This window comes from Janthinobacterium sp. GW822-FHT07A03, assembly GCF_058798815.1.
In genome coordinates this window covers 810,955-827,258 of record NZ_JBXAKW010000001.1, presented here as the reverse complement: position 1 = coordinate 827,258, position 16,304 = coordinate 810,955, and the positions used below count along the sequence as shown (strand labels likewise).

Here is a 16,304-nt window from a genome sequence, read left to right as displayed (position 1 = left end):
CGGTGCCTGAGCTAAGTACTTAGCTGTTGGGCAAGGCTGCGGTGTAGGACCATAGCGCCTGCGGGCGTAATAGATGCCCATTGCCAACACGGCGAGTATAACCGACGCGGTCGAAGAATTCCAAGACCTGGATCGCCCGCTTGCGGCCCAGGCCGCTGGCGTCGCGGAAAGTGGCCGCGCCCACGGCGCCATTGCCAGCTGGCAAGCCTGCCTCCTCTTCCGCCTTGCGCGCCAGCTCCCGCACCAGTTGCGCCAGCCCGGCCAGCGCCGCCTGGTGATAAAACAGGTCGTGCACGACCTGGCTGATCTGCCCTGCCTTGGCAAGCTTGCGCAACAGCCGGCGCGTTTCATCCTCGGCCAGGCCGAAGTCGCGCGCCAGGTCGCGCGTCCAGGGAGGATCGGCACGCCCCTGCTCCAACGCGGCCAGCAAGGACTCGGCCATCGCCTGCTCCTGCGGCGTGAGTTCCACGCTGTGCGTCGGCAAGTGCAGGCTGGCGCCGCGCGCCAGGATCTCGCCGCGCGCCAGCAAGCCTTCGACCAGCTGGCTCCACAAGGCGTCTTCCATCTCCGCGTCGACGATGCGCTTCAGGCGCCACAGTTCCGGTCCCGCCTCGTCGGGCGCGCGCGCATGGAACACCGCCAGGGCGGCCAGCACCCGCTCTTCCAGCGCCAGCAACGCCGCCGGCGCCAGCAGCAGGGCGTCGTCGCCGCGCAGGGCGATGCGCCGCGTGTCGGGTGGCAGCGCCAGGGCGTTCGCCGGCAGCAGCGACAGGCGCACCAGCAGCGACTCGCGCAGCCCCAGCGGGCTTTGCGCCAGCAGGGCCGCATAGTCGCCGTGCGCGACAAACGCCGCCAGCGCATCGAGCCACGCCAGCCTGGCCGGGCTGCGGCGCTTGCGCGCGGGGCCGAACGGGTCGAGCACCATGCCGCCGCCCACCGTCTGCGTCGCTTGCGCATTGCGCACGACGAAACGGTCGCCCGGCACGCCGTGCATGGGAGCGTCGAACACCAGCTGTACCCTGCCCGTCTGCCCCGGCGAGAGGGTTTCGCCATCGAGCATGACGGCGCGCGCCAGCTGGTGCGCCGCGCCCAGGTGCACGTGCAGCGGCGACCAGGCTTTCAGCTGCACGCCGGCGTCGGGCAATAGCGTCAGTTCCACGTCGAGGCGCTCGGAGCATTGCGCCAGTGCCGGCGCGACGATCCAGTTGCCCCGCTCGATGCGCTCGCGGTCGATGCCGGCCAGGTTCAGCGCCAGGCGCTGGCCCGCCATGCCCGTCTCGGCCGCGCGGTTCTGCGCATGGATGCTGCGCACGCGCGCCGGCGCGCCGCCGGGCGCCAGCTGCAGCATGTCGCCCACCTGCGCGCGTCCCGCCAGCGCCGTGCCGGTGACGATGGTGCCCTGCCCCGACAAGGTGAACACGCGGTCCACGCCGAGGCGGAACAGCCGGCGCTCGTCGCGTTGCGGCAGGCTGCGCGCCGCCTGCGTCAGGTGCGCCAGCAAGGCGGCCACGCCGGCATCGCTGTCGCGATTGGCGGCGGTGGGGAAGATCGGGCTGCCCGCCAGCGGCGTGCCGGCCAGCAGCGCCTCGATGTCCGCCTCCACCTGCGCCACGCGGGCGCTGTCGGCGCGGTCGATCTTGGTCAGCGCCACGGCGCCGCGCGCCACGCCCAGCAGCTGCAGGATGGCCAGGTGCTCGTGCGTCTGCGGCATGATGCCATCGTCGGCCGCCACCACCAGCAGGGCGAAGTCGATGCCCGTCACGCCGGACGCCATGGTGCGGATGAATTTTTCGTGGCCCGGCACGTCGATCACGCCCAGCACCGTGCCGTCCGCCAGCGGCAGGTAGGCATAACCGAGCTCGATCGAGATGCCGCGCGCCTGCTCTTCCTTCAGGCGGTCCGTGTGCACGCCCGTCAGCGCGCGGGTGAGGGTCGTCTTGCCATGGTCGATATGGCCTGCGGTGCCGACGATCATGCGGACAACTCGTCGAGCTGCGCGATGAAAGCCGTCTCGTGCGCCGCTTCCAGGCAGCGCAAATCGAGCCACAGCGTGTCCTGGCCGATGCGGCCGATCACGGGACACGGCAAGGCGCGCAAACGCTGTTCCAGCACGCCCAGCGGATTGCTCAGGCGCGAACCGGGGGCGCTGCGGACGGCCAGGCCAAAGCTGGGCAGCTGGCCGACGGGCAAGGCGCCGCTGCCGATCTGGCTTGTCACCGCTTCGGCGGTGACCACATAGGCGGCGCCCAGCGCCGCCTGCAGCAGCGGCAGCAGGGTATGCCCCTGCGCGCGCATGGCGGCGGCCGGGCGCGTCAAGAGGCGCAAGGTGGTCAGGCGTTCGGCCAGCAAATCGGGCGCGCGGTACAGCTGCAGCACCGGCTCCAGGGCCGCCAGAGTGAGTTTGCCCACGCGCAAGGCGCGCTTCAGCGGGTTGCGCTTGATCTTCGCGATCAGGTCGGCGCGCCCGACGATGACGCCGCATTGGGGGCCACCGAGCAGCTTGTCGCCGCTGAAGGTCACCAGGTCGGCGCCCGCCTCGATGGTTTCACGCACCGTCGTTTCATGCGGCAAGCCGTATTGCGCCAGATCAAGCAAAGTGCCGCTGCCCAGGTCCACGGCCGTGGGCACGCCATGTTGTGCCGCCAGCGGCACCAGTTCGTCGAGTTCCACGCTTTTCGTGAAACCGGTAATCGCGTAATTGCTGCAATGGACCTTCATCAGCAAGGCCGTGTGTTCATTCACGCTATTCGCGTAATCGGCCAGGTGCGTGCGGTTGGTGCTGCCCACTTCGCGCAGCACGGCGCCCGCGCGCGTCATCACGTCGGGGATGCGGAAGGCGCCGCCGATTTCCACCAGTTCGCCGCGCGAGACGACGACCTCTTTGTTCTGCGCCAGGGTATTCAACATCAGCAGCACGGCGGCCGCATTGTTGTTGACGATGGTGGCCGCTTCGGCCCCCGTCAGTTCGCGCAGCAATTCCTCGACCAGGTCGTCGCGGTCGCCCCGCTTGCCCGTTTCCAGGTCGAATTCCAGGTTCATCGGCCACTGCAGCGCTTCCACCACGGCTTGCACGGAGGCATCGGGCAGCAGCGCCCGGCCCAGGTTCGTGTGCAGCACGGTGCCCGTCAGGTTGAACACGGCCCGCAGCTGCGAGCGCGATTGCGCCTGCAGGCGTTCCGCCATTTGCGCGACGATGGCGGCGATCGATGCCCCCTCCTCGCACACTGCCCCCGCCAGCATGGCGGTGCGCAGGTCGGCCAGCACGGCGCGCGCGCAGGCCAGGGTCTGCACGCGGCCGTAGTGCGCAATCAGCTCAAGGCAAGCCGCGTCGCCCAGGATGCGGTCGACCGACGGCAGGCGCACGGTCTGCCCCGTCGTCATGCTTGCTGGCCCTCGCCGCTTTCGCTCTTCCCCAGCCACAGCAGCGGATTGCCGCTGGCGCGCTGGTAGCCCGCTTCGCCCACCAACAGGTCGAGCATCAGGCTGGCCAGGTCGTCGGCCAGGGGCTCGACGTTGTAATCGTGTTCCTGGTTGAAGACTTTTCGATAAGTATGGCAATCGTCGCAGGTTTCCGCGCGCGCCACCTTTTTCGGATCATTCGCCTTGTTGGGCAATTTGTCGTCCTTCGCCGTCACGGGGTCGAACGGCGCGGCGTCGGCCGCATCGAGGCCCTGGTAGGCGATCTTGCCATTTTGTTCGCAGGTCGAACATTTCACGCGCACCATATGCCATTCGCTTTCGCAAATGCCGCAATGCAGGTAGCGGTAACCCTGCGACTGGCCGCCGATGCGGATCACGCTGGCGACGGGGTGCGAACCGCAGACGGGGCACAAGGTGCCCGTTTCCAGGTCCGGCACGCGCGCGGCGCGCAGTTCGCTGGCCGACACCGACCACAGGATTTGCAGCGCGGCCGCGACGAACGGCGCGTGCATGGGATTGAGGTTGTCGCCGTTTTCATCGAGCACGGCATCGGCGCAGGCATCGAGCGCTGGCGCGTCGAGCGCGCGCAATTGCGCCAGCACCTGCGTCAGACCGCCGGACAGGGCCGGCTGGCGTGCCGCCGTGGCGGCCAGTTCATCGAGCAGGCTAGCGAAGATGTCGCGCCAGACGGGCGGACGGGCGCCGCTGACGGGCAGCACGGGCATGCGGTGCTGGATCGCGCGGCGCAGCGCATCGGGGTCGGCGGCAGGCACGGCGCCGGGCGCCAGTTTTCCCACCACGGCGGCCTGCGCATCGGCCAGCGCGGCCATCAGCACCAGGTAGCCCTGCATGCCCGCGTCGACGGGGATGCCCTTGATATTGCCTTGCGCCAACTCTCGCAAGCGCAGGGCGCGCGCCTTGAACAGGCTGTCAGGCTGCGGCAGCAGCAGGCGCGGAATCGCGTTGTGGTCCAGGCCTTCGATTTCGCCTGGCTGAAGAATACGTTGTACCAATGGAGTTTTCCCATCAAAAAAGGCAAGGCAAAGCCAGCGGATACGGCTGTGCTATAAAAGTATTTTAATCGATAAAGAGAAAGGGGCCGATCCTGTGGGACCGGCCCCGGCTCTTGCAGCAGGGTGTCGCTTGCGTCAGCTTAATCCTTGCTGTTGCGCATCACCGCCTCAAACCACTTCGGATGGTGCTTGCGCGCCCAGCCGTAGGTGACGGTACCGCGCATCATGGCGCCGATCGAGCCCTTGACCCAGATCGCCGCATAGATGTGCACGATGATGGCGCAGATGATGCCGAACGCACACACGGCATGCAGCAAGGCGGCGGCGCGGATGACGGGGATCGGGAAATAGAACGCGAAATACGCGCGCCAGATCACGATGCCCGACAGCAGCAAGCCCACCATGCAAGCCAGCAACACGAAGAACAGCATCTTCTGGCCGGCATTGTATTTGCCGATCTTCGGAAGTTTTTCCTCGCGGTTGTTGAGCACGTCGTCCATCTGTTTCAGCCACTGCTTGTCGCCGTCTTCGAACTTGTTGTGGTGCCAGAAGCGCACCACGAGGATCGCGAACGAGACGAACATCACCAGGCCGGCAAACGGATGCAGAATGCGCGTCCATTGCCCGCCGCCGAACAGGTTGGCCAGCCACGCCATCGAGGGATGGAACATGGCCAGGCCGGACAGGGCCAGCATGACGAAGGTGATGGCCGTCACCCAGTGATTCGTGCGCTCGTTCGGGTTGTAGCGTTCGATCAAGGGATTGCCATCCTTGTCGCGCAGCTTGCCATCGTGAAGTTCACTATGCTTCATGCTGTTCCTCCCGGATGCGCTTGGCCTCTTCCAGCGCCTCGTGCTCTTCGTCCTTGCTCACTTCGTTCGGACCGACACGCGTGTAATGGAAGAAGCCTGCCAGTGCCGTGGCGGCCATGCCGGCCACCGCCAGCGGCTTGGACCAGCCCTTCCAGAAGCCCACCATCGGGCTGATGCGCGGGCGTTCCGGCAGGTTCGAATACAGCTTCGGCTTGTCGGCATGGTGCAGCACGTACATCACGTGCGTGCCGCCCACGCCCAGCGGATCGTACAGGCCCGCGTTTTCGAAACCGCGCGACTTCAGGTCGACGATGCGCTCTTCCGCATGCACCTTCATGTCTTCCTTGGTGCCGAACACGATGGCGCCCGTCGGACAGGTTTTCACGCAGGCCGGTTCCTGGCCCACGGCAACGCGGTCCGAACACAAGGTGCACTTGTAGGCGCGGTCGTCCTTTTTCGAAATGCGGGGCACGTCGAAAGGACAGCCGGCCACGCAGTAGCCGCAGCCGATGCAGTTTTCTTGATGAAAATCAACGATGCCATTCGTGTATTGCACGATGGCGCCCGGCGCCGGACAGGCTTTCAGGCAGCCCGGGTCCTCGCAGTGCATGCAGCCATCCTTGCGGATCAGCCACTCGAGGTTGCCGTCGTTGTTTTCGTGTTCGGCAAAACGCATCACCGTCCACGATTGCGGCGTCAGGTCCGTCGGATTGTCATAGGTGCCATGGTTTTCGCCGACTTCGTCACGCAAGTCGTTCCATTCCATGCACGCCGTCTGGCAAGCCTTGCAGCCGATGCATTTCGACACATCGATCAGCTTGGCCACGGTGCCCGTCACCGGGCTGCGCCCTTGCGGCGGCGTTACCGTGGTGGCCGACAGGCGCCGGATATCTAAGGATTGCAGTGCCATTATTGAGCTCCCATCATGCTTTTTCCACCTTCACGAGGAAGGACTTGAATTCCGGCGTTTGCGAATTCGCATCCCCCACGCCCGGCGTCAGGGTATTGATCAGATACCCCGGCTTGGCCACGCCCGTAAAGCCCCAGTGCAGCGGCAGGCCCACGGTATGCACCGGCTTGCCTTCGATCATCAAAGCCTTGATGCGCTTGGTGACGACGGCCTTGGCGATGATGTGCCCCCGCTTGGAACTGACGCGCACTTCGCCGCCAGCCACCACGCCGATGCTCTTGGCCAGCTCTTCGCCGATTTCGACGAATTGCTGCGGCTGGATGATGGCGTTCAGGCGCGCATGCTTGGTCCAGTAATGGAAATGCTCGGTCAAACGGTAGCTGGTCGCCACATGCGGATATTCCTCATGCGTGCCGAACATCTTCCGGTCATCGGCGAACACGCGCGCGGCCGGATTGCTGGTCGCCTGCGGGTTTTTCGGATGCATGGGGTTGTAGCCCAGCGGATTTTCGAACGGCTCGTAATGCTCGGGGAACGGTCCTTCGGCCATGGCGCCGCGCGCAAAGAAGCGCGCCACGCCCTCGCCCAGCATGATGAACGGCCCCATGCCGTTTTCCGGCGGTTCGTCGACCTTGAAGTCGGGAATGTCGGCCCCGCTCCAGTTCGTGCCATTCCATTCGATCAACTTGCGGGTCGGATCGAAGGCCTTGCCCTTCAGGTCGCACGAGGCGCGGTTGTACAGCACGCGGCGATTCGCCGGCCACGCCCAGGCCCAGCCCAGGGTCTGGCCGATGCCGGTCGGGTCGCTATTGTCGCGCCGTCCCATCTGGTTGCCCGCCTGCGTCCAGCTGCCGGCGAAGATCCAGCAACCGCTGGTGGTGGTGCCGTCGTCGCGCAATTGCGCAAACGAAGCCAGCTGTTCGCCCTTTTTCACCAGCAGCTTGGTCGGATCTTTCGGATCGTACAAGTCGGCCAGCGCCTTGCCGTTGAATTCGCGGGCGATTTCTTCCGGTTGCGGGTTATGCGGCTGCGCATAATTCCACGTCAGGTTGACGATAGGATCGGGGAACTTGCCGCCCTCTTTCTTGTACATGTTGCGCATGCGCAAGAACAGGCCCGACATGATCTCCAGGTCGCTGCGCGCCTGGCCCGGCGGTTCGGCCGCCTGCCAGTGCCACTGCAGCACGCGCGAGGAACTCACCAGCGAACCGCGTTCCTCGGCGAAGCAGCTGGTCGGCAAGCGGAACACTTCCGTCATGATCTTGGTGGGATCGACTTCGTGGTATTGCCCGTGCGCCTTCCAGAATTCGCCCGTTTCCACGGCCAGCGGATCCATGATGACGAGGAACTTCAGCTTCGACAGCGCTTCCGTGACCTTCTGCTTGTTCGGCGCGGATGCCAGCACGTTGAAGCCCTGGCAGATATAGCCCGTCATCTTGCCTTGGTGCATGTTCTCGATGGCTTGCATCAAGTCATACGGCTTGTCGAGTTTCGGCAGGTAGTCGAAGGCGTAGTTATTGTCCGCGGTGGCAAAGTCGCCCCACCACGTCTTCATGAAGCTGACGTGGAATTTGCGGTAATTGCTCCAGTAGCTTAGCTGGTTCGGCCGCAGCGGCTTGGTAGCGCGCGCGGCGATATAGGCGTCGAAATCCTGCTCGCCCTCGTTCGGCAAGGTCATGTAGCCTGGCAACAGGTTCGACATCAGGCCCAGATCGGTCAAGCCCTGGATGTTCGAGTGGCCGCGCAAGGCGTTCATGCCGCCGCCCGCGATACCCATGTTACCCAGCAGCAACTGCACCATGGCGCCCGTGCGGATGGTCTGCGCGCCCGTCGAGTGGTGCGTCCAGCCCAGCGCGTACAGGATGGTCCCGGCGCGTCCCGGCACGGCGGTCGAAGCCAAAGCTTCCGCCACCTTGTGGAACTTGTCGGCCGACACGCCGCACGTCCGTTCGACCATCTCGGTCGTGTAACGTGAGTAGTGCTTTTTCATCATCTGGTAGACGCAGCGCGGGTGTTCCAGGGTCGGGTCGACCTTGGCGTAGCCGTCGTCGCCGATCTCGTAATCCCAGGTGGCCTTGTTGGTGTACTTGCCTTTTTCCTTGTCGAAACCCGAGAACAGGCCGTCCTCGAACGCATAGTCTTCGCGCACGATAAAAGGCATGTCCGTGTAGTTGCGCACGTACTCATGCTGGATCTTGTCGTTCGTCAGCAGATAATTGATGATCGCGCCGAGGAAGACGATGTCCGTGCCGGTACGCGTGGCGCAGTAGTAATCTGCCACGGATGCGGTACGGGTAAAACGCGGATCGACAACGATCAGCTTGGCCTTGTTATGCGCCTTCGCTTCCGTTACCCATTTGAATCCGCAAGGATGTGCTTCTGCTGCATTGCCGCCCATGACCAGGATCACGTCGGCATTCTTGATATCGACCCAATGATTCGTCATCGCGCCACGGCCAAACGTCGGGGCAAGACCTGCCACCGTCGGTCCGTGTCATACACGCGCCTGATTATCAAAGGTCAGCATCCCCATGCTGCGCACTGTCTTGTGGGTCAGATACCCGACCTCATTGCTGCCGGCGGACGCGGCCAGCATGCCGGTGGAGAGCCAGCGGTTGACGGTCTTGCCGTCGGCATTCTTTTCGATCAGGTTGGCATCGCGGTCATCCTTCATCAGGCGCGCGATCTTGTCGAGCGCCACATCCCAGGAGATCGGCTGCCATTCCGTGCCGCCCGGTGCGCGGTATTCGGGCACTTTCAGGCGGTTCGGGCTGTGGATGAAGTCGACCAGGCTGGCGCCTTTCGGGCACAGCGTGCCGCGGTTCACCGGGTGATCGGCATCGCCTTCCACGTGGATGATGCTGGAGACGGCATTTTTCGCGCCATCGCCCAGTCCATACAGCAGGACGCCGCAGCCAACGGAACAGTAAGGACAGGTATTGCGGGTCTCGGTCGTGCGAGCCAGCTTGTATTGCCGTACCTCTGCCAACGCCTGTCCCGGCGCGAAACCGAGCAAGGCGAGGCTGGAGCCAGCAATCGTGGCGCCAGTTACCCGAAGGAACTGGCGCCTGGATATCTGAACCATATCAGACCTCTATGATGTGAGTAAATAAAAAGTCATACGGCGTCATCGCAGTGTCATATCACTAAGATATAAGCACCATGCCTGTGCCGCATGACCCCATTTTACCCCTCAAACCTCATCAAGGCTTAGTCCGCCGGAAAAAATTGCACATAGTCAACATTATTTTATCGGTACCGAACAATTCCTCTAAACAATGCCAGCCTGCCGGTCCCGCTCCTGCGCAGCGCCCGCCAATGAAAAAACCCGCTCGCGAGCGGGTTTTTTTTATGGATGGGACCGAACTTGCAAGCTAATTTACAGGCTGTAGCGCAAGGTCAGCGCCACGTTGCGCGGCGCACCCGGCAAGCTCAGGTTCGGGCTGGAACCGTGGCCCGACACGATGTAGCGCGTGTCGCCGAGATTGTTGACGTTCAGCTGCACTTCATAGCGGCCCGTGCGGTACGCGGCCATGGCGTCGGCCGTCACATAGCCGGGCAGCACGACCGTGTTGCCCGGATTGGCGAAACGGCTGCCGACGGCATTCGCGCCGCCGCCCACCGTGAAGCCGTGGCCCAGGTCCTTCGTCAGCCACAGGTTGGCCGTATTGCGCGCGGTCAAGGTAGCGCGCTTGCCCTTGATGGCGACGGAGCTGGCCGTCGTCGTGCCCGGCGCATTCACGCTGCGGTCGACGGCGATGGAATCGGTGATGGTGGCGTCCAGATAGGCATAGCCGGCCATCATTTTCCAGCCATCGTGCAAGTCCGCGTTGAAGGTCAGCTCCAGGCCATCCGTGCGCTGCGTGCCGACGGGCACGATGCGGTTCGTGATCGGGTCGCTGGTCTTGATATTGTCGCGCTCCAGGCGGAACAGCGACACGGTGGCGTTAGCGCGGCCGCCCCACAGGTCATACTTGGCGCCCACTTCCGTGTTGCGCGTGGTTTCCGGCGCCAGGTCGGCATTGTTGGCGGCCAAGGCGAAGTTCTCGCCGCTGGGCTGGAAGGAACGGCTCCACGACGCATAGTACGATTGCACCGCGCCCGGTTGCCAGACGAGGCCGGCGCGGGGGCTGTAGGCCGAATCCGTGCGCGACAGGTCCGCCGTCGTCACGCCAAGCGCATTGGCCAGGCGCGACTGCTGCTGGTAGCGGTCGTAGCGCAGGCCGGCCAGCGCCTTCCACTCGTCGCTGAAGCTGATGGCGTCCTGCACGTAGGCGGCGGCCGTGTCATAGGTGCCGAAGGTATCGCTGCGCGCGCCCAGCTTGCTGCGGTCGACCTGCGGCAGGACGGGATGGAAGATCGACACATTCGTCGCCACCACGGTCGAGGCCCAGCTGCTGGCATCCTTGTTCTGCTTGCCGAACTCGGCGCCGTACAGCACTTCGTGGCGCAGGCTGCCCGTGACCAGCTTTTGCGTCAGTTCCGTCTGGTTGAACCAGCCGCTCTCGTCACGGTTCAGCTTCGCGTGACCGAGGCTCATCGTGCCTTTGACTTCGTTGACGTTGCCGGAAATATTCGTGTTGTTGCGGTCCAGGTGGTAATCGTAGTAACGGAAGGCATTGCGCAGCGACAAACTATCGCTGAACTTGTGCGTCAGGGTGGCGGCCGTGGAGACCACGCGCGACTGGCTGAAATCGGCGTCGCGGGCATTCGCGGCGCCATAATAGGTGCCCGCATCGACGGCGACGGGACGGCCCTGGTAGGACGGGATGCCGAAGTCCGTCAGGCGGCGGTCTTCCAGGTAATCGCCCTGCAGCAGCAGTTTCGTCGCGTTTGAGAGGCGGATAGCCACGGTTGGCGCCAGCGCCGTGCGGTTGATGAATTGCTGGTCGCGGTAGCTGTCGGACAATTCGCGCGCGCCCGTGACACGCCAGTCCACCGTCTCGCCGACACGGCCCACGTCGACTTCGCCGCGGCGCCCTGCCGTGTTGCTCAGGCTCAAGGCCACGTCCGTGATATCAATACCCGGCTTCTTGGTGATGCGGTTGACCAGGCCGCCCGAGGAACCGCGGCCGTACAGCACGGCGGCCGGCCCCTTGATCACTTCCAGGCGCTCGACGTTCGACAGGTCGCGGAAATACAGGGCGTCATCGCGGAAGCCGTCGACGAACTGGTCGCCGATGGCCGTGAAACCGCGGATGAACACCTGGTCGCGCTGGCCGTCGCCCGTGGACAGACCCACGCCGGGGATATTCTTCATGATGTCCTGGATCGACATGGCGTTCTGGTCGCGGATGACGGCGGCCGGCACCACGTTGATCGTCTGCGGCACGTCGCGCAGGGCCATTTCCGTCTTGGTGCCGCTGGCGGAGGTGGCGGCGACATAACCGTCCTTGTCCTTGGCCGCCGTCACGGTGACGGCGGGCAAGCTTTCCTGCGCCCAGGCTGCCAATGGCGTGGCGCCCAAGGTCAGGGCGCCCAGTACGGCGATGGTGATCGGTTTACATCCTGGCTTGCGACGTTGCTGCATACAATTCCCTGGTCGATGTTTTAATACGAATGATTATCATTAGTATTTTATCAGTCAGTGCGGGGAAAAGTAAGGCGGAATGTAAGTGATAGTACTTATAGACGAGGGACTTGATGTAAAAAAGCAACAGGAAATCAATATCAAAAAATAATTAAAATTGCCGTAAGAAACTATTTCCGTGTGTCAATGCTATACTTACGGCTTGCTGGGCAACGGTCAGCCTGACCGGCATGCCCCCTGCTTCACCTCCAACGCCACGCTCAGCGCGGCGCGCCGCACAGCCATCACGCGGCACCCGAAGACCCCGATCCCCTGCGCCTTGCGGCGCCTGTCCGCCCCTGCTGGCGGCGGCGATCATGACTATTAAACTGTTAGGAATTACATGAAAAACCTGAACATCGGCAGCCGCCTTGGCGTCGGCTTTGCTGTCGTATTGCTGTTGCTTGCCGCCTTGACCGTTACCGCCCTCGTGCGCATGCAAACGGCCAGCGACCTGACTTACCGCCTGATCAATACCAGCATCAAGAACCAGCGCATGGTGGCCGAATGGTCGAAGATCATTGAACTCAACAGCGTGCGCGGCGTCGCCTCGTTCGAGATCACCGATCCCGTCGTGCGCGCCAAGATCGAGGAAGACCTGAAGGTCGATGCGGACCGCTCCAGCAAGCTGCAGGACGACATCATCGCCTCCTTGCTCAACCCGGCCGTGATCGAGCAGTTCAAGGTCGTGCGCAAGGTGCGCACCGACTACGTGACGACGCGCGCGCGCGCCTTCAAGATGAAGGCCGACGGCGACGTGGCCGGTGCCAAGGAAGTGTTCGAGAAGGAAGTCGCACCGATCACCGTGGCCTACCTGGCCGAAGTGAAACGCTTTGCCGGCATGCAGATCAAGGCGGCCGACGGCGTCGGCGCCAGCATCATCGAGGCTTACAGCGGCACGCGCATCTTCCTGATCACCATGGGCGTGCTGGCCGTGCTGATGGGCATCGGTTTTGCGTGGTGGATCACGCGCTCGATCACCGGCCCCATCCGCGACGCCGTGAAAGTGGCGGAAACCGTGGCAGCTGGCGACCTGAGCAGCACCATCACGGTGCAGGGCCGCGATGAAACGGCCCAGCTGATGCACGCCCTGAAAACCATGAACGACAGCCTCGTCGGCATCGTGGGCCAGGTGCGCAGCGGCACCGACACCATCGCCACGGCGTCCGCGGAAATCGCCGCCGGCAACCAGGACCTGTCCTCGCGCACGGAACAGCAAGCCAGCTCGCTGGAAGAAACGGCCTCGTCGATGGAAGAACTGACCTCGACCGTGAAACAGAATGCCGACAACGCGCGCCAGGCAAATAAACTGGCCGGCGACGCGGCCGGCATCGCCAGCCGCGGCGGCGCCGTGGTGGCAGAAGTGGTCGCCACCATGGGCGAGATCAATACCTCGTCGAAGAAAATCGTCGATATTATCTCTGTCATCGACGGCATCGCCTTCCAGACCAACATCCTGGCCTTGAACGCGGCCGTGGAAGCGGCGCGCGCCGGCGAACAGGGCCGCGGCTTCGCCGTCGTGGCAACCGAGGTGCGCAATCTGGCGCAGCGCTCGGCAGCGGCGGCGAAAGAAATCAAGGGCTTGATCGACGATTCCGTGCAAAAAGTCGACGTGGGCACGGACCTGGTCGACAAGGCGGGCAAGACGATGGAAGAAATCGTGCAAAGCATCGGCTTCGTCACGTCCATCATGAGCGAAATCAGCAACGCCAGCGAAGAGCAAAGCGCCGGCATCGAGCAAGTCAACCAGGCCATTTCCGAAATGGACCAGGTGACGCAGCAGAATGCGGCCCTGGTGGAAGAAGCCTCGGCAGCGGCCGAAGCGATGCAGGAACAGGCGAGCGAACTGGCGCAGGTGGTCAGCGTCTTCCGCCTGGACGCCAACGCGGCGGCCACCGACCGCTTCAGCGCCAAGGCGGCGCAGCGCAGCGCGCCGGCCGCGCCGACAACGGCGGCCGCGCCAGCCCGCAAGGCCCCTGCCCTGCACCTGCCCGCGACGCGCGTCAGCAGCAAGGCAACGGCACCTGCCGAAGGCGAGTGGGAAGAGTTTTAAGGTGTGAAGTTCAATGCGTGGCAATGACTGTCACGCATGCCGAACGGCCAGGCATCAGCACAGCCTGGCTTGCGCATCCTCAATCAGTTTCGCCAGCTCGCGCGGCACCGATTGCCCCAGGAATGCCAGCGCCAGCGCCTCCGGATCGACGGCGGCATCCATCGGCAAGCCATGCTCGAAACCGCCCACCATGGTGCGGCAGAAATGCGGCGATTCGGCCCGCGTTTCCACATACCAGCAACCCGCATGCCCCTGCACGAAGTATTCGCCGATAAAGTAGCCGAGCATGGTTTTTACCCATTGCCAGCTCTCGTCGCGGATGACGATGGTGCGCATGGCCGCATCGATGTACGGCAGGTACTCGGCCGCGTTGGTCAGCACTTCGTGCGCGGGCTGGATGCCCAGGCGCTCGACAAAATTGACCAGCGACGCGCCCAGCGCGTCATAGTAGGCATCAAAAGCCGTCTGGCTTTGCTGCAATAATTGTTCTTGTTCGTTCGACAGCATTCACACTCCACAGACATTCAACAATTCCGCACTTTTCGAGCACCGTGCGGATCAGACTCCCCCTATTTTACGCCACGCTCACATCCACGCCTGCGCGCTGCAGCAAGGCCTGGTTGCGGCTGGACAGGTGCGTCACCTGCAGGTGCTTGCCCGCCTTGTCATAGCGCTCATACAAGGCTTCGATGGCGGCGATGGCCGAGTGGTCGGCCATGTGCAGATGCCGGCAATCGAGGATGACGCGGGCCGGATCGGTCGCCGCCTGGAACAGTTCCAGGAAATGCGTGGTCGAGGCGAAAAACAGGGTGCCGTGCGGCAGGTACACGCGCACGCCGGAGCTGCCATCATCGATGTCGGTGCGCATCTCGCGTGCATGTTGCCAGGCAAAATTCAAGGCGGCAATCACGATGCCGCACAGCACGGCCATCGCCAGGTCCGTGAACACGGTGATCACGGTCACGGCGACGATCACCAGCGCATCCTGCAGCGGTACCTTGCCCAGCACGCGCAGGGAACCCCAGGCAAACGTCTGCTGCGCCACGACGAACATCACCCCCACCAGCGCGGCCAGCGGGATGCGTTCGATCAGCGGCGAGAGGAACAGGATGAACAATAAAATCATCACGCCAGCCGTGACGCCGGACAAGCGCGAGCGGCCGCCCGAACTCAGGTTGATCATGGTCTGCCCGATCATGGCGCAGCCGCCCATGCCGCCAAACAGGCCCGAGACGACGTTCGAGGCACCGAGCGCGATGCATTCGCGGTTCGGCTGGCCCCGCGTTTCCGTCATCTCATCGGTGAGATTAAATGTGAGCAAGGTTTCCAGCAGCCCCACCATGGCCATCAGCGCCGCGTACGGGAAGATGATGTGCAAGGTGGCCATGTCCAGCGGCACGGTGGGCCAATGCAGGGCCGGCAAGCCGCCGGCAATATGCGCGAGGTCGCCCAGGGTGCGCGTGGGCAGGTGCAGAAAATGGCTGAGCACGCCCACGCCCAGGATGGCCACCAGCGCGGGCGGCACGGCTTTTGTCAGGCGCGGCAGCACGTAGACGATGGCCATGGTCAGCGCCACCAGGGCGACCATCACGTACAAGGACGTGCCTTGCAGCCAGGTTTCGCCTTGCGGCGTGGCCAGGCGAAAATGTTCCAGCTGGGACATGGCGATGACGATGGCCAGGCCATTCACAAAACCCAGCATCACCGGGTGCGGCACCATGCGGATCAATTTACCCAGGCGCAAGATACCAAACAGCGCCATCAGGATGCCGCTCAGCACCACGGTCGCCAGCAGATACTGCACGCCATGCTGGGCGACCAGCGCCACGATGACGACGGCCATGGAACCGGCCGCGCCCGAAATCATGCCGGGGCGCCCGCCAAAGATGGCCGTCAATGCGCAAATGATGAAGGCGCCATACAGGCCCATCAGGGGATTCAACTGTGCCACCAGGGCAAAGGCGATGCATTCCGGCACCAGGGCGAACGAGGTGGTCAGGCCCGCCAGGACATTTTTTTGTATGTTCGAGAACCACTCTACCCGAAAAGTTGCGTTGATCATTGATGCGTATCCAAAGTCGGAACAGGGAAATGCCGGCCTGATGGAACCAATCAGGCGCAGCCATGCCAGCGGGCGTCACAGAAAGCTGCGCGGAGGTTGAACGGAGCAGGAAAGTCGTCAGTGACTACATCGGTATGGCGGAAAGGGGAAGTTTCATCAAGGCGCCAGGCGGCGCCGCTGAGCTTGCTGGCATTATACAAGATGCACAGCGGGCAAAGCCTGGCGAAAACGCAGACAAAAAAATAGCCCACTCGAAAGTGGGCTATTTTTTTCATCTGGAGGCGAGGACGGGAATCGAACCCGTCTAAACGGCTTTGCAGGCCGCTGCATAACCTCTTTGCTACCTCGCCAGAGGAACTGCTTGGATGCGCCTTGCGGCCCACCTTGAAAACTGGAGCGGGAGAAGAGTCTCGAACTCTCGACCTCAACCTTGGCAAGGTTGCGCTCTACCAACTGAGCTACTCC

The 16,304-nt window shown here is 63.6% G+C and carries 10 protein-coding genes and 1 tRNA gene; 1 reads left to right on the top strand and 10 read right to left on the bottom strand.

The genetic code is table 11. The annotated features are described in order from the left end of the window. Positions 1 to 19: 19 nt before the first annotated feature. The 7 genes from selB to AC1RJW_RS03795 all read right to left on the bottom strand — a co-directional run bounded on the left by selB (position 20) and on the right by AC1RJW_RS03795 (position 11,685). A complete protein-coding gene (gene selB, locus AC1RJW_RS03825) occupies positions 20 to 1,975 on the bottom strand; it encodes a selenocysteine-specific translation elongation factor (protein WP_493043559.1) in 1,956 nt (651 codons plus the stop codon). Beyond that, entirely contained in the window at positions 1,972 to 3,381 is a 1,410-nt protein-coding gene (selA, locus tag AC1RJW_RS03820; RefSeq protein ID WP_493043557.1) for an L-seryl-tRNA(Sec) selenium transferase, read from the bottom strand. Before selA ends, selB begins: the two co-directional genes overlap by 4 nt. After that, positions 3,378 to 4,433 carry a formate dehydrogenase accessory protein FdhE gene (fdhE, locus tag AC1RJW_RS03815; RefSeq protein WP_493043555.1) on the bottom strand — a complete coding sequence of 352 codons (1,056 nt, stop codon included), beginning with the start codon at positions 4,431 to 4,433 and terminating at the stop codon, positions 3,378 to 3,380. The genes selA and fdhE overlap by 4 nt, the downstream gene beginning before the upstream one ends. Before the next feature lie 140 nt (positions 4,434 to 4,573). Then, positions 4,574 to 5,245: a formate dehydrogenase subunit gamma gene (locus AC1RJW_RS03810; protein ID WP_493043553.1), complete on the bottom strand. Its 672-nt coding sequence runs from the start codon at positions 5,243 to 5,245 to the stop codon at positions 4,574 to 4,576. Continuing rightward, positions 5,235 to 6,155 carry a formate dehydrogenase subunit beta gene (gene fdxH, locus AC1RJW_RS03805; RefSeq protein WP_070313216.1) on the bottom strand — a complete coding sequence of 307 codons (921 nt, stop codon included), beginning with the start codon at positions 6,153 to 6,155 and terminating at the stop codon, positions 5,235 to 5,237. The genes AC1RJW_RS03810 and fdxH overlap by 11 nt, the downstream gene beginning before the upstream one ends. A 13-nt stretch (positions 6,156 to 6,168) precedes the next feature. Further along, complete coding sequence (gene fdnG / locus AC1RJW_RS03800; protein WP_493043551.1) at positions 6,169 to 9,240, bottom strand: formate dehydrogenase-N subunit alpha; 3,072 nt, start codon at positions 9,238 to 9,240, stop codon at positions 6,169 to 6,171. 294 nt (positions 9,241 to 9,534) lie between these two features. Next, the gene (locus tag AC1RJW_RS03795; protein ID WP_493043549.1) at positions 9,535 to 11,685 is read right to left on the bottom strand and encodes a TonB-dependent receptor; all 2,151 of its coding nucleotides are present in this window, start codon (positions 11,683 to 11,685) and stop codon (positions 9,535 to 9,537) included. Positions 11,686 to 12,067: 382 nt separating this feature from the next. Between AC1RJW_RS03795 and AC1RJW_RS03790 the strand changes: the two genes are divergently transcribed. After that, positions 12,068 to 13,777 carry a methyl-accepting chemotaxis protein gene (locus AC1RJW_RS03790; RefSeq protein ID WP_493043547.1) on the top strand — a complete coding sequence of 570 codons (1,710 nt, stop codon included), beginning with the start codon at positions 12,068 to 12,070 and terminating at the stop codon, positions 13,775 to 13,777. Between the two features lie 54 nt (positions 13,778 to 13,831). On the opposite strand, the gene AC1RJW_RS03785 is transcribed toward AC1RJW_RS03790, so the two are convergent. The 3 genes from AC1RJW_RS03785 to AC1RJW_RS03775 form a co-directional block, all read right to left on the bottom strand. Next, positions 13,832 to 14,284: a hypothetical protein gene (locus AC1RJW_RS03785; protein WP_493043545.1), complete on the bottom strand. Its 453-nt coding sequence runs from the start codon at positions 14,282 to 14,284 to the stop codon at positions 13,832 to 13,834. 67 nt (positions 14,285 to 14,351) lie between these two features. Then, positions 14,352 to 15,839 carry a SulP family inorganic anion transporter gene (locus AC1RJW_RS03780; protein WP_493043543.1) on the bottom strand — a complete coding sequence of 496 codons (1,488 nt, stop codon included), beginning with the start codon at positions 15,837 to 15,839 and terminating at the stop codon, positions 14,352 to 14,354. A gap of 276 nt (positions 15,840 to 16,115) precedes the next feature. Further along, a tRNA-Cys gene (locus AC1RJW_RS03775) sits at positions 16,116 to 16,189 on the bottom strand. Positions 16,190 to 16,304: the final 115 nt, after the last annotated feature.

Bases quoted from the DNA above. Each gene is read 5' to 3' on its own strand.
- selA (WP_493043557.1), bottom strand. From the start codon at position 3,381: ATGACGACGGGGCAGACCGTGCGCCTGCCGTCGGTCGACCGCATCCTG.
- AC1RJW_RS03790 (WP_493043547.1), top strand. From the start codon at position 12,068: ATGAAAAACCTGAACATCGGCAGCCGCCTTGGCGTCGGCTTTGCTGTC.
- fdxH (WP_070313216.1), bottom strand. From the start codon at position 6,155: ATGGCACTGCAATCCTTAGATATCCGGCGCCTGTCGGCCACCACGGTA.
- AC1RJW_RS03810 (WP_493043553.1), bottom strand. From the start codon at position 5,245: ATGAAGCATAGTGAACTTCACGATGGCAAGCTGCGCGACAAGGATGGC.
- AC1RJW_RS03780 (WP_493043543.1), bottom strand. From the start codon at position 15,839: ATGATCAACGCAACTTTTCGGGTAGAGTGGTTCTCGAACATACAAAAA.
- selB (WP_493043559.1), bottom strand. From the start codon at position 1,975: ATGATCGTCGGCACCGCAGGCCATATCGACCATGGCAAGACGACCCTC.
- AC1RJW_RS03785 (WP_493043545.1), bottom strand. From the start codon at position 14,284: ATGCTGTCGAACGAACAAGAACAATTATTGCAGCAAAGCCAGACGGCT.
- AC1RJW_RS03795 (WP_493043549.1), bottom strand. From the start codon at position 11,685: ATGCAGCAACGTCGCAAGCCAGGATGTAAACCGATCACCATCGCCGTA.